15 protein-coding genes are annotated in these 17,735 nt (G+C 66.1%); 10 read left to right on the top strand and 5 right to left on the bottom strand.

Annotated elements, in window-relative coordinates:
- Positions 1 to 41: 41 nt before the first annotated feature.
- The 4 genes from pdxA to lptF are packed head-to-tail and all read right to left on the bottom strand — an operon-like array spanning position 42 to position 5,981.
- Positions 42 to 1,061: a 4-hydroxythreonine-4-phosphate dehydrogenase PdxA gene (gene pdxA, locus BMZ69_RS01785; protein ID WP_175506628.1), complete on the bottom strand. Its 1,020-nt coding sequence runs from the start codon at positions 1,059 to 1,061 to the stop codon at positions 42 to 44.
- A gap of 43 nt (positions 1,062 to 1,104) precedes the next feature.
- Complete coding sequence (locus BMZ69_RS01780; RefSeq protein WP_092154172.1) at positions 1,105 to 3,645, bottom strand: LPS-assembly protein LptD; 2,541 nt, start codon at positions 3,643 to 3,645, stop codon at positions 1,105 to 1,107.
- A 60-nt stretch (positions 3,646 to 3,705) separates the two neighbouring features.
- Entirely contained in the window at positions 3,706 to 4,791 is a 1,086-nt protein-coding gene (gene lptG, locus BMZ69_RS01775) for an LPS export ABC transporter permease LptG (RefSeq protein WP_092154170.1), read from the bottom strand.
- A complete protein-coding gene (gene lptF, locus BMZ69_RS01770; RefSeq protein WP_092154168.1) occupies positions 4,791 to 5,981 on the bottom strand; it encodes an LPS export ABC transporter permease LptF in 1,191 nt (396 codons plus the stop codon). Before lptF ends, lptG begins: the two co-directional genes overlap by 1 nt.
- 181 nt (positions 5,982 to 6,162) lie before the next feature.
- Between lptF and BMZ69_RS01765 the strand changes: the two genes are divergently transcribed.
- From BMZ69_RS01765 to BMZ69_RS01750, 4 genes are all read left to right on the top strand, one after another.
- Positions 6,163 to 7,656, top strand: a complete 1,494-nt coding sequence (locus BMZ69_RS01765) for a leucyl aminopeptidase (RefSeq protein WP_092154165.1) — start codon at positions 6,163 to 6,165, stop codon at positions 7,654 to 7,656.
- Between the two features lie 48 nt (positions 7,657 to 7,704).
- Positions 7,705 to 8,157, top strand: a complete 453-nt coding sequence (locus tag BMZ69_RS01760) for a DNA polymerase III subunit chi (RefSeq protein WP_092154163.1) — start codon at positions 7,705 to 7,707, stop codon at positions 8,155 to 8,157.
- On the top strand, positions 8,154 to 8,564 hold the full coding sequence (locus tag BMZ69_RS32000) for a hypothetical protein (RefSeq protein ID WP_244543163.1): 411 nt from the start codon (positions 8,154 to 8,156) through the stop codon (positions 8,562 to 8,564). The genes BMZ69_RS01760 and BMZ69_RS32000 overlap by 4 nt, the downstream gene beginning before the upstream one ends.
- 113 nt (positions 8,565 to 8,677) lie before the next feature.
- Positions 8,678 to 9,163 (top strand): DUF2314 domain-containing protein, encoded by a 486-nt coding sequence (locus BMZ69_RS01750; protein ID WP_092154161.1) that lies wholly within the window; start codon positions 8,678 to 8,680, stop codon positions 9,161 to 9,163.
- 3 nt (positions 9,164 to 9,166) lie between these two features.
- Here the strand turns inward: BMZ69_RS01750 and BMZ69_RS01745 are convergent, their stop codons facing one another.
- Positions 9,167 to 11,032 (bottom strand): ABC-F family ATP-binding cassette domain-containing protein, encoded by a 1,866-nt coding sequence (locus BMZ69_RS01745; RefSeq protein WP_092154158.1) that lies wholly within the window; start codon positions 11,030 to 11,032, stop codon positions 9,167 to 9,169.
- 190 nt (positions 11,033 to 11,222) lie between these two features.
- Here BMZ69_RS01745 and BMZ69_RS32335 point away from each other — a divergent pair, with 190 nt between their 5' ends.
- The 6 genes from BMZ69_RS32335 (at position 11,223) to BMZ69_RS01720 (ending at position 17,647) form a co-directional block, all read left to right on the top strand.
- Positions 11,223 to 11,354, top strand: a complete 132-nt coding sequence (locus BMZ69_RS32335; protein ID WP_280142055.1) for a hypothetical protein — start codon at positions 11,223 to 11,225, stop codon at positions 11,352 to 11,354.
- 92 nt (positions 11,355 to 11,446) lie between these two features.
- Positions 11,447 to 13,585: a methyl-accepting chemotaxis protein gene (locus tag BMZ69_RS01740; RefSeq protein ID WP_092154157.1), complete on the top strand. Its 2,139-nt coding sequence runs from the start codon at positions 11,447 to 11,449 to the stop codon at positions 13,583 to 13,585.
- 40 nt (positions 13,586 to 13,625) lie between these two features.
- The gene (coaD, locus tag BMZ69_RS01735) at positions 13,626 to 14,126 is read left to right on the top strand and encodes a pantetheine-phosphate adenylyltransferase (protein WP_092154155.1); all 501 of its coding nucleotides are present in this window, start codon (positions 13,626 to 13,628) and stop codon (positions 14,124 to 14,126) included.
- Between the two features lie 138 nt (positions 14,127 to 14,264).
- A complete protein-coding gene (gene proS / locus BMZ69_RS01730) occupies positions 14,265 to 15,608 on the top strand; it encodes a proline--tRNA ligase (RefSeq protein ID WP_092154153.1) in 1,344 nt (447 codons plus the stop codon).
- Positions 15,609 to 15,624: 16 nt separating this feature from the next.
- Complete coding sequence (locus tag BMZ69_RS01725) at positions 15,625 to 16,923, top strand: lipoprotein-releasing ABC transporter permease subunit (RefSeq protein ID WP_092154151.1); 1,299 nt, start codon at positions 15,625 to 15,627, stop codon at positions 16,921 to 16,923.
- A 13-nt stretch (positions 16,924 to 16,936) separates the two neighbouring features.
- Positions 16,937 to 17,647, top strand: coding sequence for an ABC transporter ATP-binding protein (locus BMZ69_RS01720; protein ID WP_092154149.1), 711 nt, complete (start codon positions 16,937 to 16,939; stop codon positions 17,645 to 17,647).
- Positions 17,648 to 17,735: the final 88 nt, after the last annotated feature.

Below are 17,735 nucleotides of genomic sequence, written 5' to 3'. Positions count from 1 at the left end.
CTCGCGCAGCGGCGGCAGCCCGTCCTGGCTGGTTACCCCGCTCACATCGGCTCTCCGCGCTCGGCCGCTGCCATGCGGGCCGCGAGCCGCAAGGCCGCGCACAGGCTGTCCGGCCGCGCGATGCCTTTGCCGGCGATGTCGAAAGCGGTGCCGTGGTCCGGCGAGGTCCGGATGAAGGGCAGGCCGAGCGTGACGTTGACGCCCTCGTCGAAGGCGATCGTCTTGATCGGGATCAGCGCCTGGTCGTGATACATGCCGAGCGCCACGTCGTAGCCCGCGCGTGCCCGCGCATGGAACAGGGTGTCGGCCGGGTAGGGGCCGCTCGCCTCGATGCCGAGCGCCCGCAGCTGCTCGACGGCCGGCGCGATCACCGCCGCGTCCTCCTTGCCGAGCGAGCCGCCTTCGCCGGCATGCGGGTTGAGCCCGCACAGAGCCAATCGCGGACGCGCGACGCCGAACCGGCGCGTGAGGTCGGATGCGGCGATCCAGCCAGTCTCGACGATCAGCTCCGTCGTCAGCTGCCGTGGCACCGCCTCCAACGGGATGTGGATCGTCACCGGAATGACGGCGAGTTCTTCCGACCAGATCATCATCACCGGCCGCGGTGTCGCTTCGCGGCCGCGGCCCGCCAATTCCGCCAGGAACTCGGTATGGCCGGGATGCTGGAAGCCGGCGGCGTAAAGCACGCTCTTGGCGATCGGATTGGTGACGAGCGCAGCAGCTCGCCCCGTCTCGACCGCTTCGACGCCCCGCTCGATGGCCTCTATGACGCCGACTGCATTGGCCGGATCAGGCGTTCCGGCTCGGGCCAGCGGGGCATTTTCGAGCGCGATCACCGGCAGAGCGGTCGCAAAACAGGCTTCGGCCTGGTCCCAGCCGACCGGCCGCACCGGCACGCGCAGGCCGAGCCGCTCGTTCAGCCCGGCGAGCACTGCCACCGAGCCGAGATAGGCGAAGGGCGGAATGGCCCGCTCCTGGCGCAGTCGCCAGGCGGCGAGCGCCAGCTCGGGGCCGATCCCGGCCGGATCGCCTTGCGTCAAAGCCAGGAGGCGCACGCTCACGAGTGCGCCTTCCCGATTGCCTTCGACAGCGTCGGCAAGGTCGTCAGTTGCTGGAGGCGACACCGTCGCCCGAGCTGCTCGAGCCGAGGTTTTGCGAATAGCTGATCTCGCCGAGCGTGCGCAGTTCGAGGCGGAACATGACGGTCCGCGTGTCGCTCGACCGCGAGCCGTTGACGGCGCGATCGGCGTAAGACTGCGTATAGGATACGTCGAAGATCGTGCACTCGTCCTGATAGCGTACCCCCACCGAGGTCGATGCCGCCTGGAGCGGGCCGGTGTTCGGATAGACCGGATTGGAAACCCAGGCGGGGTACTGCTGGTGAAGTGCCAACGCCTCGCGATAGCGTTCGCGGTCGTACTTGTATTTGTCGAGATCGAACAGAACGCTGCCGCGCACGCTCCAGTACTGAGCGAAGGAAATGCTCTGAGTGAGGCTCAGGCCTTCGCGACGGCGCGGAATGCCGAGGTCGGGCTGCGGCTCGTAACGGCCATAGCCGATCGTCGTCGAGAGAAACCTGTAATTGAACGCAGCCGACGCGTCGATTCGCTGCGCCTCGAAGGTGCTCTCGTTGAAGCGGCCGCCGCCCTGGAGCAGCAGGCCCTTGAACGGCTGGTATTGCGCCTTGGCGACAAAGTCGGAACGGCGGGTGTCCAGTCCCGAATTAAGGCCGGTATTGACCAGGTCGCCGCTCGCGTAGGAGTTGCGACCGCCGAGGTGATAGGACTGGCCCACCAGCAGGCTAGCGTAAGAATCCTTGCCGAACGTGCCGCTGTAACGCAGGCCGATATTGGCGCGGCTGCCGCCCTCGACGCGGTCGAAGCCGGAGAACTTGTTCCACTCGAACAGGTTGGTGTCGTCGAAGACGAGGCTCTGCGCATCCTCGTTGGCGACGCGCAAGCTGTTCGTCTCGTTCGGGCGTGCCACGACCTGCGCGACCGGCTCGACGATGTGGGTGCCCCAGGAGGTCGTTGCGACGAAGGGGAAACGATACATCAGGCCGACCGCCGGCATCGCGCGGCCAAAGACCTCGTCCGAGGCATCGGCGATCGTCGTGACATTGGCGTTGAAGTATTTCGTCGTGTTCGGGTTGATCGAGAACACGTCGGCTCTGAGCGAGGCGTAAGGCGTCCAGACCTGGCCGATCGGGTCGACGATGTTGCGCCGCCAGTCGAGTTGCGCGGTCGCCCTTGCGATCGAGCCCGCAAGGCCCGTAACCAAGCATTTGTCCTTCTGATAGACCGCGCACCCATCATACAGCAAATAGGCAGGATCGCCCGTCGCCGCATTGCCCGGGCTGGAGATCAGATAGGTTTTCTGGACAGGAAGCTCCTTGAAGGAAGCCGCCTCGCGGGTCAGATGGGTGAGGTTGACCGTGAACGACAGCTCGCCGCCGATCATCGACGGCTTATGGATCCGCTTGTTGTAGTCGACCACCGGCGCCACGATCGGCTGCTGCTTCTGCCAGTCGTTGTAGGTCAGCGGCTGGAAGTAGTAGCCGCGCATGTCGAACCAGGCGTTAGAGCTCTGGCCGTTCAGCGCGACGGTCGAGGTCGATTCCTGCAGGTAGTTCGTCGATGTGATGCTCTCGCTGCGGATCCGGTAATTCTTGTAGAAATAGCGGTCCGTCGAGCCGGCAATATCCCAGCTGAAGGTCCAGCGCGGGTTGAGGAACACCTTGCCGGAGGTCTCGATCGAGCCGCGGAACTTGTCGTCTCCGGCGCCGAGCGGGCTTTTCAGATAGGCGTCCTGATCCTGCTGGAAGATACCGGCGGCGCGGATGTTGTACGAGCCGTTGACGAAGCGATGCCGCCATTCGGCCTGGCCGAGGAAGCCCTGGCGCGAAAGATAGGTCGGCGTCAGCGTCAGATCGTAATTCGGCGCGAGATTGATGAAATAGGGCAGGCCGACGCCGAAGCCGAGCGCCGAGGTGTTGATGAACTTCGGCGCCAGGAAACCGGTCTTGCGTTTGACGGTCGCGTCCGGTCCCGACATGAACGGGACATAGGCGATCGGGATGCCGGCGAACTCGAGCCGGGCATCCTCGTAATAGATCATCTGCTCGGATTTCTTGTGAATGATCCGGGCCGCGCGGACCTGCCAGAACGGCGGACGCTCGGGCTGATCGACGCAGGGCTCGCAGGCGGTGTAGATGCCCTTGTCGAAGACGAAGACCTCGCCGTCGGTGCGCTCGGCGCGCGGCGCCGAGAAGCGCGTCTTGTCGGTGTTCACGACGCGCAGCGAGTCGATGAAGCCGTCGCGGAAATCGTCGGTCAGGTTGAAACGGTCGCCGGTAATCACCGTGCCGTTGGATTCGGTGATGCGGGCGTTGCCGGTCGCGACGACGCGCTTGCTCTGGCGGTCATAGACGACGCGATCGGCTTCGATCGTGCGGCCCTGATAGAGAATCTGGACATCGCCCACCGCCGAGACGGTGTTGTTGTCCTTGTCGTAGACGAGCTCGCGCGCATCGACGACCATACGCTCCTGCGGCTTTGCCGCAGGAGTTTGGGCGTAGGCCAGGCTCGTCCAGCCGAGGACCGGGGCGAGTGTCGTCGCCAGCGCGGTCGCAGCTGCAAGGCGCATGACGCGTCTTACGCCGGAAGCCATGAACTCAATCCAAAATTAACCATAGCCACCGTATTCTCAGCCATCTTCCTGATGGAGGAGGGCAAGCGCGCCAAGCAGTGTGCCCACGATTGCGGGCAGCCAAGCGGCCACCGAGGCGTTGACGATCCCCGATGAGCCCAGCTCCTCAGATAACTGTGTCGCAACATAGAGCATGAACCCAGCCGCAACGCCACCTACCACCAGTCTGGTCACACCACCAAACCGGAAAAATCTTAAGGAAACGGATGCCGCGACCAAGATCATGGCGATCATCAGCAGTGGCCGTGCCTTGAGGGATTCATAACGCAATTCATAGCGCGTCGTGTCGAGCCCGGCCCTCTGGGTTCGGTCGAGGACCGCCGGCATCGACCAGAAGCCGACGGAATCGGGCGGCGTGAAACTTTGTCGCACCTGATCCGGCTCCAGCGTCGTCGCGACGAGATATGTCGAGTAGCTCTGTGGCACTTCCGTGGCCGAGACGACACGAACTTCGGACAGCTCCCAATAGCCCCGATAGAGCACGGCCCGCTTCGCCTCGATGCGCTCACTGAAGCCGCCATCTGGCGAAAACGTGAAGAAAGCGACCTGGGCGAGTCCGACGCCGCCGTCCAGCGCGGCCGCGGCCCGGATGATCGCCTGGCCATCGACGCTGCGCTGGCGAAGCCAGATCTCCTTGCCGAGGGTTTGACCCGTCCTGATGAAGAGCGAGGCCTCAAGTGCCGAGGCTCGCTGTTTCAGCTCGGCGGCGATCGGGTTGTAGATTCCGATCGAGACCAGCCCGACCAGCCCCGCGACCAACGCCGCCGGCTGCAGGAACTGCCAGGCCGAGATGCCGACCGAGCGCGCCACGACCAGTTCCAGCTTTCGGCTCAGATTGAGCAAAGCGAACATGCCGCCGAACAACACGGCGAACGGAAATATCTGCTCGGCGACCGAGGGGGCGCGGTAGAGCGCCAGCTGGATGATGCTCGGGGTCGTCGCGGTCGGCGAATCGCCCGCGCGCCGCATCAACTCGACGAAATCGAGGGTCGCGATCAGGAAGAAGAACGTACCGAACACGCTCAGGATCGCGCGCAGGAAGCGCTGCGTCAGATAACGGCCGAAGGTCGTGAACAGCAGCATCAGGCCCGCCGGAATCGCGCTGCCAACGCAACGAAAGGAGCAACCAGCGGCTCGGTCAGCCGGTCGACGAGCAGGCGGGTGTGTGCGCCCAAGCCGATGGCGAACGCCGACAGGATGATCGTGGCGAGTGGCAGGATGTAGAGCAGGGTGGCCGCGAAAGGCGAGCGCACACTGGCGGTCCAGGCGGCGTAGGCGCCGATCCGGATGGCGCCGACCAGGAAGATGGCGATCTGGATCGCGGCGGCACGGCCCTGGCGGGTGGTGCGCGCCTCGCCGAGGATGGCGAGGGCGACCAGCACGAAGGCGATCGGATAGAGCGGCGCCGACAGGCGGTTGTGCAGCTCGGCGCGGAAGCGTCCTTCCTGGTACTTGTAGTAGGGCTCGTTCGTATCCTGCGTGAGCAGCGCCCAGGTCGTACGCTCGCGCGGCTTGTAGATCACCTTGGCGCCGTCCTCGCCGCCGACGCCGTCGGCATCGCCCGTCAGCGCGGAAAGATTGAGCGCGTAGCGCTCGAACGAGATGATCGAGCTCGAGTTCTGGCTGCGGCTCTCGCGCTGGATCGTACCCTTTTCCAGCATCAGGAAGCTGTTGCCGTCGGCCTCGGCCGATTGGCCACGCTCGGCGATGTAGACCGCAGGCTGGTTGGGGTCGCGCCGGTCCTGCATGAAGATGCCGAGCAGGGCCTGCCCCTGCTTCTCGCGATAGTGGAAGGTGACGCCGGAATCGAGCGCGACGAACTGCCCTTCCTTGACCACGTTGGCGACGAAGTCGGCGCGGATCAGCGTGATCAGGTCGCGCAGCGCCCGGAAGCCGGCAGGCATCACCGACAGCGATATCCAGCCGACCAGGACGGAGGTCAGCAGCGTCAGCGCGATGAAGGGCCGCGCCAGTCGGCGGGGCGCGACGCCGGCCGCGTTCATTACGATGAGCTCGGAATCGCTGTTGAGCTTGTTGAGCGTGTAGAGCGTCGCCATGAACAGCGCGACGGGGGCGATACCGGCGATCAGCGCCGGCAGCGACAGCAAGGTGACGGTGAAGAAGATCAGAACCGTCTGGCCCTTGCCGGTGATCAGGTCGACCTCGCGCAGCGCCTGCGTCACCCAGATCACGCTGGTCAGGCCGACGAGCAGAATCACCGCAGCGCCGGCGGCGATCTTCAGAATGTAGCGGTCGAGAAGTCCGAAACGCACGAGGGGAATGGTCCTGGGGCCTGCGATCCTTGACGAAGGCGCTCCCCTTGGACGGCTCGCCTCGAACTCCCTATGGTATAGCTTCGATCATGGCGCAAACGGGAATCGTTTGTGGCCTTTGCGAGCCCCGAGCCCGGTCAGCTCTTCCCGTCATCTCCATCCTGCAGCCCGTGAGCCTTCGATGTCGCAGCGCCTGAAGCTTGAGGTCAAAGCCCTGAACGCCATTGCCGGGGAGGACCTGGTCATCCTCGTTTCGGACAGGCTGGCACCGCCGAAGACGGCCGAGGATTGGATCGGCTCGGGTGCCCATGCGCTGATCGCGCGCGCCGCTGCCGCCGAGCGCTTCAAGGGCAAGGCCTTGTCCGGCCTTGCGCTGCTTGCGCCGGACGGCGCGGGCTATGAGCGCCTGATCCTGATCGGAATCGGCCCGGAATCAGAGCGCGGAAAGCTCGATTTCGCCGCGCTCGGCGGCGCCATCGCCGGCCGTCTCGGCAATGGCCGCGGCGCCGACATCATCGCGGCGCTGCCCGAGGGCGAGCTGTCTGCCGACGAGATCGCCGAGATCGGGCTCGGCCTGCGCCTCAGGAGCTATGTCTTCGACCGCTACAAGACCAAGAGCCGCGACAAGGACCAGGCCGAGCCGAAGTCCGTGACGCTTCGCGTAGCCGATCCGGCTGCGGTCAAGAAGGCATTGAAGGCACGCGAAGCGATCGCCGGCGGGGTCGAATTCGCTCGCGATCTCGTGAACGAGCCGCCGAACGTCCTTTTCCCTGAGGAGTTCGCCGAGCGCGCCGCAAAGCTCGACAAGCTCGGTGTCGAGGTCGAGATCCTCGACGAGAAGGAACTGAAGAAGATCGGCATGCGCGCGCTGCTCGGCGTCGGCCAAGGCTCGCATCGCGAGAGCCGCGTCGTGGTGATGCGCTGGAACGGCGGCGCCAAGGGCGACAGGCCGGTCGCCTTCGTCGGCAAGGGCGTGACCTTCGACACCGGCGGCATCTCGATCAAGCCGGCCGGCGGCATGGAGGACATGAAGGGCGACATGGCTGGCGCGGCCTGCGTCACCGGGCTGATGCAGGCGCTCGCCGCCCGCAAGGCCAAGGTCAACGCGGTCGGCGTGATCGGCCTGGTCGAGAACATGCCGGACGGCAAGGCCCAGCGGCCGGGCGACATCGTCACCTCGCTCTCCGGCCAGACCATCGAGATCATCAACACCGACGCCGAGGGGCGGCTCGTCCTCGCCGATGTGCTCTGGTACACGCAGGAGCGCTTCAAGCCGGTGTTCATGGTCAATCTGGCGACGCTGACCGGGGCGATCCTGGTCGCGCTGGCGCAGGAGAATGCCGGACTGTTCTCCAACAGCGATGAATTGTCGGAACGGCTCACGGCCGCCGGCAAGGCCACCGGCGAAACCGTCTGGCGCATGCCGCTCTCGCCTGCTTACGACAAGATGATCGATTCCAAATTCGCCGACATGAAGAACTCGGCCGGTCGCCATGGCGGCTCGATCACGGCGGCGCAGTTCCTGCAGCGCCATGTCAACGACACGCCCTGGGCGCATCTCGACATCGCCGGTACCGGCATGGGCTCGCCGAACAGCGAGACCAACCGCTCCTGGGGCTCGGGCTGGGGCGTGCGCCTGCTCGACCGGCTGGTGGCTGACCACTACGAGGGCTGATTCGGCTCATCAACCGATTCGCGCAAAGGATTGAACCAACTTAGGATTATGGCCGAGGTTCTGTTCTACCATCTGCAGGGGCGCCCGCTCGAACAGGTCCTTCCGACCCTGCTCGAGCGCTCGCTTTCCCGCGGCTGGAAGGCGGTGGTCGAATTGTCGAGCCGCGAGCGCCTCGCCGGGCTCGACGACCGGCTCTGGACCTATGCCGACGATTCCTTCCTGCCACATGCGACGGCGGCCGAGCCGGATGCCGCCACCAACCCGATCGTGCTCACCACAGCCGCCGACAACCCGAACGGCGCGCAGGTGCGCTTCTGCGTTGACGGTGTTCGCATTCCCGACGCATTGGACGCTTACGAGCGCGTCATCCTGATGTTCGACGGCGACGATCCCGATGCGCTCGCCTCGGCCCGTGAAGACTGGAAAAAGCTGCGGACGCTCGGCATCGCCGCCACCTATTGGCAGCAGGACGAGACCGGCCGCTGGGAGAAAAAAGCGTGAAAGTTCCTGTTGCCCTGGCTCTGGCGGCCGCGCTCGCCGGCTGCTCCGTCGATATGGGCGGGTTTTCCTTCGTCTCCGACGAGCGCGGCACCCGCAGCAGCAGCGCCTCGGCCCGCGTCTCGACTCAAGAAGCGATGCTGACGCCGGAGGGCGAATGCAGCGCCGATGTCTCGCTCGATCCCTCGACGCGCCCGCTGCCGAAGGAGATCGCCGTCGGCATCACCGAATGCGAGCTCGTCAGGCTCAAGGCGAAGCGGCCGACCGACGTGCTGATCGGCGACAATGGCCGGGGCCAGCGCGAGGTGCAGGTGCTCTATTCCGAGCCGGGCAATCGCGAGATCTACCTGTTTACCGACAACCGTTTGAGCCGGATCGTCAAGCCGGGCCAGCCCGAGCAGCAGGGCTGATACAGCAGCCGGCCGAAGATTTCGTCTCTGACGCGACCAAAGCAACCGTTCGATCGATGGCTCGTTTCTAAGTTGATCGGAACGGCCGAAGGCGCAGAGGCGGGAGTGGCGAGATGCAGGTCGAATGGCAGAGGCGGGTGGTGCCCGGTGGCCTTGGGCTTTTGGGCGCTGCGCTGATGGCGGTGTCGCCCGTGGCGGCGCAGGTGATCGACTTCCGCTCCTCGGACCGCGAAATGAACCACGCGATCGCCGAAGCCCGCAGGACGCTGCCGGATTTCGTCGCGCTCTATCGCGCTGGCAGGGGCGAGCGCCATGCCGTGAAGGTCGCAATCCCCTATGACCGCGGACGCGAGCACATCTGGATGAACCTGACGGCGATCGAAGGCGACGTCTTCATCGGCAAGATTGCGAACGATCCCGTCCATCTCGGCACCATGAACAGGGGCGACAGCTACCGCGCCGGCAGCGCGATGGTCAGCGACTGGAACTACAGGTCGGGCGGCCAGATGCACGGCAGCTACACCACCCGCGTCGCGATCAAGAAGCTCACCCCGACGCAGGTGAGGGAACTCGGCCTCAATCTTGCGCCGCTGCCCTGAGCCTCAGGCGCTTTCCAGCTCCTCGCTCAGCATCAGCCATTCCTCCTCGGCCGCCGCCAGCGCCTCGCTCAGTTCGCCGCGCTGGCGTGAGAGCTGCAGCGCCTTCTCCGGCTCGCGCGCAAAAGCGCCGTTGGCGAGCGCGCCGTCGACCTTCTCGATCAGCCCCGTCAGCTTGGCGATGCGCGCCTCGGCGAGGTTGAGCTTCTGCCTGAGCGGTCCCTGCGCCTGGCGCTTGGCCGCCGCGCCCTTGCGCTCGTCGGCCTTGCTCGCGCCGTCCGCTTCCGCCTTGCTGCGCTGCGCCGGCTTGTCGCGGCCGAGCACGAAGTCGCGATAATCGTCCATGTCGCCGTCGAAGCTCTTCACCGTGCCGTCTCCGACCAGCCAGAGCCGGTCGGCGCAGGCCTCGATCAGGAAGCGGTCGTGGCTGACCAGGATGACGGCGCCGGGATAGTCGTTGATCGCCTTGACCAGTGCGGTGCGGCTGTCGATGTCGAGATGGTTGGTCGGCTCGTCGAGGATCAGCAGGTGGGGGCCGCCGAAGGTGGCGATGCCGAGCATCAGGCGCGCCTTCTCGCCGCCCGAGAGGTTCTTCACCGGCGTGTCGGCCTTGTTGGCGGGAAAGCCGATTTGCGCGGTACGCGCCCGCACGCGTGCCTCCGGCGCATCCGGCATCAATTCGCGGACATGGCCAACAGGCGTGTCCTCCATCCGCAACTCGTCGAGCTGATGCTGGGCGAAATAGGCCGTCTGCAGCTTCGAGGAGCGCCGCATCTCGCCCGAAAGCGGCGCGAGCCGCCCGCCGATCAGCTTGCAGAAGGTCGATTTGCCGTTGCCGTTGGAGCCGAGCAGCGCGATGCGGTCGTCGGGCGCCAGCGAGAGGTTGAGGCGCTGCAGCACCTTGCGCTCGCCATAGCCAGCGCTGGCGCTCTCGAGCACGATCATCGGCGGCGAGAGCGGCCGCTCGGGGGCGGGGAAATTGAACGGCTGGACGTCGCGATCCTGGATGACGGCGATCTCCTGCATCTTTTCCAGCCGCTTGACGCGAGACTGGGCCTGGCTGGCCTTCGACGCCTTGGCCTTGAAGCGGTCGACGAAGGATTGCAGATGCTTGCGTTCGGCCTCCTGCTTCTCGCGCGCCTTGGCGAGATGCGCCTGCTTCTCGGCCCTGAGCTTCTCGAAGTCGCTGTAGCCGCCGCGGTAGATGGTGAGCTTGCCCTGGTCGAGATGCAGGATGTGGTCGACGCAGGTGTCGAGCAATTCGCGATCGTGGCTGACCACCAGTACGGTATGCGGATAGCGCTCGAGATAGTCGTAGAGCCAGAGCGTGCCTTCGAGGTCGAGATAGTTGGTCGGCTCGTCCAGCAGCAAGAGGTCAGGCTCGGAGAACAGTACGGCCGCGAGCGCGACGCGCATGCGCCAGCCACCGGAGAAGTCGGAGCAGGGGCGCTGCTGCGCCTCCTCGTCGAAGCCGAGCCCGTAGAGGACGGTCGCGGCCCGCGCCGGCGCGGAATGGGCGCCGATATCGGCAAGCCGTGTCTCGATCTCGGCGATCCGCATCGGATCGGTCGCGCTCTGCGCCTCCGTCATCAGCGCCGCACGCTCGGTATCGGCGGCCAGCACGACCTCGATCAGCGTTTCGGGCCCACCGGGAGCCTCCTGCGCCACCCCGCCGATGCGCATGCCCTTGGGCAGGGCGACATTGCCGCCTTCGGGCGAAAGATCGCCAGTGATGATGCGGAACAGCGTGGTCTTGCCGGTGCCGTTGCGCCCGACAAGGCCGACGCGCGAGCCAGTCGGCAGGAAGGCGCTGGCCTTGTCCAGCAGCAGGCGTTCGCCGAGGCGGTAGGTGATGTCGTTCAGGGTCAGCATGGCGAGCGGGGTTTAGCCTGCTTTTTGCTCGGCTGGAAACGGCGGAACCGCAGGAAATCGTCGGAGCGGCCCGCGAGAGCACGGCTGCCCCAGGGGCATGGCCATGGATTCACCATGTTTCCGCCACTGCGTGGCCGAGCGGACTGGGCATGCATGGGCAAGGTAACGTACTGATTCGCAAAGAGCATCCATGGAATTCGGCTCTCTGGTCCGGCGACCGCGCCGGGTATCGCTCGCAGCCGGCGTCGTCGCGCTGCTCGCTCTGGTCCTCGGCAGCGCCGCTGCGCTCGCCGCGTTCGCGCCGCTGCCCGGCACCCTGTGACGCGGTTGCGGCGCGTCCTGCGCTTCAAGCAACGTTAACCGCGCTCGTGTTGGCTGTTTCGAAACAGTCGATGCCGGGCGGAGACCTGATTCGTGTTCAGCCTCAGAATCAGGCTTCCCGTCGCCATGCTGGCCCTGGCCCTGCTGGCCGCCCTGGCGGTAGGCTCGGCGGCCTATGTCGCGGTGTCGAGCTGGGCGCAAGCGGCCGTCCGCGAGCGCATGCACGCTCTGGCCGAAGGTCATGTCCGCGCCATCGAGCGGCGCTGGGCGCAGCTGCGCGCCGAGCTCGCCGTCCAGGCCCGCAGCGCCTTCACCGTCTCGGCGCTCGACGAGATCGGCAAATGGATGGAGCTCGGCCAGCACGACTACAAGAGCATCCTCAGCCATTATCAGGGTGACGGCTCGCTGCCTTTGGCCGAACGCATCGCCCGCACTGGGCGTGAGCATCAACATGGCTATTCGTGGCGTCATGTGCCGATCCATGAGACCTATGCCGCAGCGCTGAAGCAGTTCAATTACGCCGACATCTATCTGGTCTCGCGCAAGGGCAGGGTGGTCTACAGCGTCACCAAGGGACCGGAGTTCGGCCGCTTGCTGAGCGATGAGGATCTGGCCGGTACCGCCCTCGCCAGATCCGTCGCGATGGCGCGTGGCAAGGCTACCGGCGAGCAGGTGGTGCTCGACTTTGCGCCCTACGATCCGGTCGGCGGCGATCCGCGTGCGTTCCTGGCGGCGCCGTTCTACGACGCTGAGGCAGGCGGGGGCGAGCAGGTCGGGACGATCGTCATCGCCGTCGATACGCGTCTGATCGATGATGTGCTCGCCTTCAACCCGATGGGCTCCAGTGCCGAGCGGATTTTCGTCGTGGGCTCCGACGGGTTCATGCGCTCGAACCCTGCGGCGCGCCGCAACGGCGCCTCGCCGCGCGAGACGCTCGACCGCAGTCGCCTGGCCGCGCAGCCGCAGAAGACGCTCATCCGCATGACCAGCCATGACGGCCAGGCGCTGGTCGCGAGCGGTGAAGAGGTGGCGATCGGCGATTGGCGCTGGCTGCTCTGGCTGACCGAGCCGGAAGAGAGCGCCTTCGCCGTGGTCGGCACGATCCGCAGCGCCGTCGTCTCCGCCGGCCTGCTGGTGTTGTTGCCGCTGTTCGGCATCGCGATCCTGCTCGGCTGGTCGGTGGCGCGTCCGATCGCGCGGCTCTCCGACCGGCTCGCGGGCGTGGCTGCGGGGCGGACCGAAGAGGCGATTCCCGGAGCCGGCCGCCGCGACGAGATCGGCGGAATCGCCAAGTCGATCGACATGATCCGTGAAACCTTGCGCGGCGAGGCGCAGCGCCGCGAGGCCGAGCAGGAAACGCGCCGGGCCGAGGCCGAGCAGCATCAACGGGCCTTGCTGAACGAGCTGGCGAGCGAACTCGAAGATTCGGTCAGGACCGTTTCGGCCTCGGTCTCGGTTTCCGCGGAAACCCTGGGCACGACGGCGCATCAGCTCGCCGAAGGCGCGCGCGAAGCCCAGGCCGGTGCGGCCGATACGGACGGCGCGACCGGCAATGCGATCCGCAGCGTCAAGTCGATCGAGCGCGCGGCGCAGGATCTGCTAGGCGCAGTTGATGCTTTGGCCGCTGAGGTCCGCTCTTCCGATGCGACTGCGGGCCAGGCGCGCGAGCATGCGGATTCGGTGAGCCGGGTCGTCGATGGGCTGTCCAACGGCGCGGCGCGCGTCTCGGAGGTGGTCGGGCTGATCTCGGCGATCGCCGGGCAGACCAATCTGCTCGCGCTCAACGCCACGATCGAGGCGGCCAGGGCCGGCGAGGCCGGCAAGGGTTTTGCCGTCGTCGCCAATGAGGTGAAGTCGCTGGCGACGCAGACCGCCAACGCGACACAAGACATCGCGCGCCAGATCGATGCAATGAATCAGGCGACCGTGGCGACGGTCGAGGGCATCACGGGCATTCGCGCCTTGGTGCAGGAGCTGAACGAGGCGACGCGCCGCACCAGCCAGACCATGCAGCGCCAGCACGAAGCGGCCCATGCCATCGCCGCCGACGTCCTCGCCGCGACGCAGGAGATCGTCCTGATCGGCCAGGCCACCAGCCAGGTCGCGCTCGCCTCGCGCAACACCGCCGGCGCGTCCGACGCGGTGCTGAAGGCGGCGGGCGAACTGACCGCGCTGGCCCAGGCGCTGAATGCGCGCGTCGATCACGTCATTGGCGAGCTGCGCGTCGCCTGAACGCTTGTCGAGGCAGGCAACGTTGGCTAACGCTCAAGCCATGAGCCACACCGCCTTTTATGCCGGGTCGTTCGACCCCGTCACCAACGGCCATGTCGACATGATCGAGGCCGCCTGCCGGCTGTGCGACAGGCTGATCCTCGCCATCGGCGTCCATCCCGGCAAGACGCCGATCTTCAGCGCCGAGGAGCGCGCGGAGCTGCTGCGCGCCATCGCCGGCCCGGTCGCAGCCGAATTCAAGACGGAGCTCGAGGTGATCACCTTCGCCGATCTAACCATCGACGCTGCCAAACGGGCCGGCGCCACCATCCTGGTGCGCGGCCTTCGCGACGGCACCGATCTCGACCTCGAAATGCAGCTCGCCGGCATGAATCACACCATGGCGCCGGGCCTGCAGACCGTACTGCTGCCCTCGACGCCACAGGCGCGGCACATCACCGCGACGCTGGTGCGCCAGATCGCCTCGATGGGCGGCGACGTTTCCGCCTTCGTTCCGCCTATTGTCGGCGACAAGCTGAAAGCCAAGTTCGCCAAGCGCTGAGCTTTCAAATGTCATCGATGTGCATTTGCCTCGCGGCGATGTGCATTAGCGTTTGCAATTTGCAAACGCCGATGGTGTCTCTGGACTAATCTGAATCGTTGCGCGGTCCTGGCGCATCGCCCCTTCAACGAGTGTTCCATGCGCCTGTCCCGCTATTTCCTGCCGATCCTGCGCGATACGCCCAAGGAAGCGGAGATCGTCTCGCACCGGCTGATGCTGCGCGCCGGCATGATCCGCCAGCAATCCGCCGGCATCTATTCCTGGCTGCCGCTCGGCTTGCGGGTTCTCAACAAGATCAGCGCCGTCGTGCGCGAGGAGCAGAACCGCGCGGGCGCCATCGAGATCCTGATGCCGACCATTCAGTCGGCCGATCTCTGGCGCGAGAGCGGGCGCTACGATGCCTATGGCAAGGAGATGCTGCGCATCAAGGACCGGCACGACCGCGAGATGCTCTACGGCCCGACCAATGAGGAGATGGTCACCGAGATCTTCCGCTCCTACGTCAAGTCCTACAAGGACCTGCCGCTCAACCTCTACCACATCCAGTGGAAGTTCCGGGACGAGGTCCGCCCGCGCTTCGGCGTGATGCGCGGCCGTGAGTTCCTGATGAAGGACGCCTATTCCTTCGATCTCGACCAGGCAGGTGCTCGCCATGCCTATAACCGCATGTTCACCGCCTATCTGCGGACATTCGCGCGGCTCGGCCTGAAGGCGATCCCGATGCGCGCCGATACCGGTCCGATCGGCGGGGATCTCAGCCACGAGTTCATCGTGCTCGCCTCGACCGGCGAGAGCGAGGTCTTCTGCCACAAGGACTATCTCGACTTCGCAACGCCGGCCGCGGACACCGACTTCGACAGCGTCCCCGGCCTGCAGGGCATCGTCGACAAGTGGACGAGCCTCTATGCCGCGACCGAGGAAATGCACGAAAAGGATGCCTTCGCGGCGATCCCCGCCGAAAGCCAGGTTTCGGCTCGCGGCATCGAGGTCGGCCATATCTTCTATTTCGGCACCAAGTACTCCGCTCCGATGGGCGCGACCGTCACAGGCCCCGACGGGCAGCTGGTGCCGGTCCATATGGGCTCCTACGGCATCGGCCCGAGCCGCCTCGTCGCCGCGCTGATCGAGGCTGGCCATGATGAGGGCGGCATCGTCTGGCCCGACGAGATCGCGCCTTTCGACATCGCCGTGCTCAATCTCAAGACCGGCGATGCCGCGACCGATGGCGCCTGCGACCAGCTCTACAAGGGTCTCGCGGCCAAGGGCTACGACATGGTCTATGACGACCGCGACGAGCGCCCGGGCGGCAAGTTCGCTACCGCCGACCTGATCGGTATCCCCTGGCAGATCATCGTCGGCCCGAAGGGGCTGGCCGAGGGCAAGGTTGAGCTCAAGCGCCGCGCCGGCGGCGAGCGCGAGCTGGTCTCGCTCGAGGCCGCGCTGGCGCGGTTCCCCGGCAAGGGCGCGGAGGCGAGCGCGTGAGCGGAGGAGGACGGTCATGAGCGCCGTCGCCGAGGCTCCGGCCGCCGGGAGCGTGCCGACCGGCACAAAGGCCTTCGCCGGCTTCGAATGGCTGCTCGCCGGCCGCTATCTGCGCACGCGGCGGCGCGAGGGCTTCGTTTCGGTCATCGCCGGCTTTTCCTTCCTCGGCATCCTGCTCGGCGTCGCGACGCTGATCATCGTGATGTCGGTGATGAACGGCTTCCGCAAGGAGCTGCTGGAGAAGATCGTCGGCGTCAACGGGCACATCTTCGCAACCCCGATCGACCGGCCGCTCGACGATTACGAGCAGGTCGCGGCGCGGCTCCGGCAGATCCAGGGCATCAAGCTGGCGATCCCGCTGGTGGAGGGGCAGGCGCTCGCCTCCTCGCAGGTCGGCAATGGCGGCGTTCTGGTGCGCGGCATCTCGGAAGAGGACATCAAGTCGATCCCCTTCATCGCGAGCAATGTCCGCCAGGGTACGCTCGATGGCTTTGCCACCGCCAATGGTGTCGCGATCGGCCGACGCCTGGCAGGGTCGCTCGGCCTGCAGGTCGGCGACACCATCACGATCGTCACCCCACGCGGCGCCTCGACGCCCTTCGGCACGGCGCCCCGGATCAAGGCCTATCCGGTCACGGCGATCTTCGAGATCGGCATGTCGGAGTTCGACGCCTCCTTCGTCTTCATGCCGCTCGGCGAAGCCCAGGCCTATTTCAACCGCGACGGCGACGTGAACGTCATCGAGATCTTCATCAACGATCCCGACCAGACGCAGGCGGTGCGCGACCGGATCGAGCAGGACGCGCCGCGCCCCCTCGTGCTGTCGGACTGGCGCCAGCGCAACCGCACCTTCTTCAATGCGCTCGAGGTCGAGCGCAATGTGATGTTCATCATCCTGACCCTGATCGTGCTGGTCGCGACGCTGAACATCGTCTCGGGCCTGATCATGCTGGTGAAGGACAAGACCGAGGACATTGCGATCATGCGCACAATGGGCGCCTCGCGCGGCACTGTGCTGCGGGTCTTCCTGATTACGGGCGCGGCGATCGGCGTGTTTGGCACCATCGCCGGCTTCATTCTCGGCGTCGTCTTCGCGAAGAACATCCAGACCATCAACAAGGGGCTGAGCAGCCTGCTTGGCGTGAACCCCTGGGACCCAACCGTGCGCTTCCTCAGCGACATCCCTTCGGTGATCGACTGGCGCGAGGTCGCCGCTGTGGTGGTGATGACACTCGTCCTGTCGCTGCTGGCGACGCTCTATCCGGCCTGGAAGGCAGCGCGGCTCGACCCCGTCAAAGCCCTGCGGATGGGTTGAGGAACGCAGGCTGATGGCAACCGAGACCCCGGCGCTCTTCCTCTCCCAGATCGAGCGCTACTATCCCCAGTCCGACGGCCCGCTCGAGGTGCTGCGCAAGGCCGATTTCGCGATCTGGCCGGGCGAGCTCGTGGCGCTGGTCGCGCCGAGCGGCACCGGCAAGTCGACCCTGCTTCACGTCGCCGGCCTGCTCGAAAGCCCCGATGGCGGCGAGGTCTTCATCGGCGGCGTGCCGACCTCGCAGCTCGACGACAAGGGCCTGACCCGGCTGCGGCGCACCGAGATCGGCTTCGTCTATCAGTTCCACCATCTCCTGCCGGAATTCACGGCGCTGGAGAACGTCGTGCTGCCGCAGCGCATTCGCGGGCTCGGCAAGGCCGAGGCGGAATCGCGCGCGACCGAGCTGCTGAGCTTCCTCGGCCTCGGCGAGCGGCTCGACCATCTGCCGGGCGAATTGTCGGGCGGCGAGCAGCAGCGTGTCGCCATCGGCCGCGCCGTCGCCAATGCGCCGCGCGTGCTGCTGGCTGACGAGCCGACCGGCAATCTCGACCCGCACACCTCGCTGCACGTCTTCAACACGCTGGTGGCGCTGGCGCGCGCCTCGGGACTGGCGGCGCTGGTCGCGACGCACAATCTCGACCTCGCCGCCCGCATGGACCGCCAGGTCACGATCCGCGACGGGATGGTGGTGCCGCTGGCTTTGGCGCGACCAGCTAGAGACTGATCCGACCTGATCGGCGAATCAGTCTCTAAATTATTGATAGAGAACGGTTTACCGATCTGATTGCGGTGCAATCAGATCGGAACGTGCT

Origin of the sequence: Allobosea sp. CRIB-10, assembly GCF_900112185.1 — a bacterium.
In the GTDB taxonomy this organism is placed as follows: Bacteria; Pseudomonadota; Alphaproteobacteria; order Rhizobiales; family Beijerinckiaceae; genus Allobosea.
Note: the sequence above shows the minus strand (reverse complement) of the source record. Positions and strands in the feature narration are given on the sequence as shown.

Bases quoted from the DNA above. Each gene is read 5' to 3' on its own strand.
- BMZ69_RS01780 (WP_092154172.1), bottom strand. From the start codon at position 3,645: ATGCGCCTTGCAGCTGCGACCGCGCTGGCGACGACACTCGCCCCGGTC.
- lptG (WP_092154170.1), bottom strand. From the start codon at position 4,791: ATGCTGCTGTTCACGACCTTCGGCCGTTATCTGACGCAGCGCTTCCTG.
- BMZ69_RS01765 (WP_092154165.1), top strand. From the start codon at position 6,163: ATGTCGCAGCGCCTGAAGCTTGAGGTCAAAGCCCTGAACGCCATTGCC.
- BMZ69_RS01760 (WP_092154163.1), top strand. From the start codon at position 7,705: ATGGCCGAGGTTCTGTTCTACCATCTGCAGGGGCGCCCGCTCGAACAG.
- BMZ69_RS01750 (WP_092154161.1), top strand. From the start codon at position 8,678: ATGCAGGTCGAATGGCAGAGGCGGGTGGTGCCCGGTGGCCTTGGGCTT.
- BMZ69_RS01745 (WP_092154158.1), bottom strand. From the start codon at position 11,032: ATGCTGACCCTGAACGACATCACCTACCGCCTCGGCGAACGCCTGCTG.
- BMZ69_RS32335 (WP_280142055.1), top strand. From the start codon at position 11,223: ATGGAATTCGGCTCTCTGGTCCGGCGACCGCGCCGGGTATCGCTCGCA.
- coaD (WP_092154155.1), top strand. From the start codon at position 13,626: ATGAGCCACACCGCCTTTTATGCCGGGTCGTTCGACCCCGTCACCAAC.
- proS (WP_092154153.1), top strand. From the start codon at position 14,265: ATGCGCCTGTCCCGCTATTTCCTGCCGATCCTGCGCGATACGCCCAAG.
- BMZ69_RS01725 (WP_092154151.1), top strand. From the start codon at position 15,625: ATGAGCGCCGTCGCCGAGGCTCCGGCCGCCGGGAGCGTGCCGACCGGC.
- BMZ69_RS01720 (WP_092154149.1), top strand. From the start codon at position 16,937: ATGGCAACCGAGACCCCGGCGCTCTTCCTCTCCCAGATCGAGCGCTAC.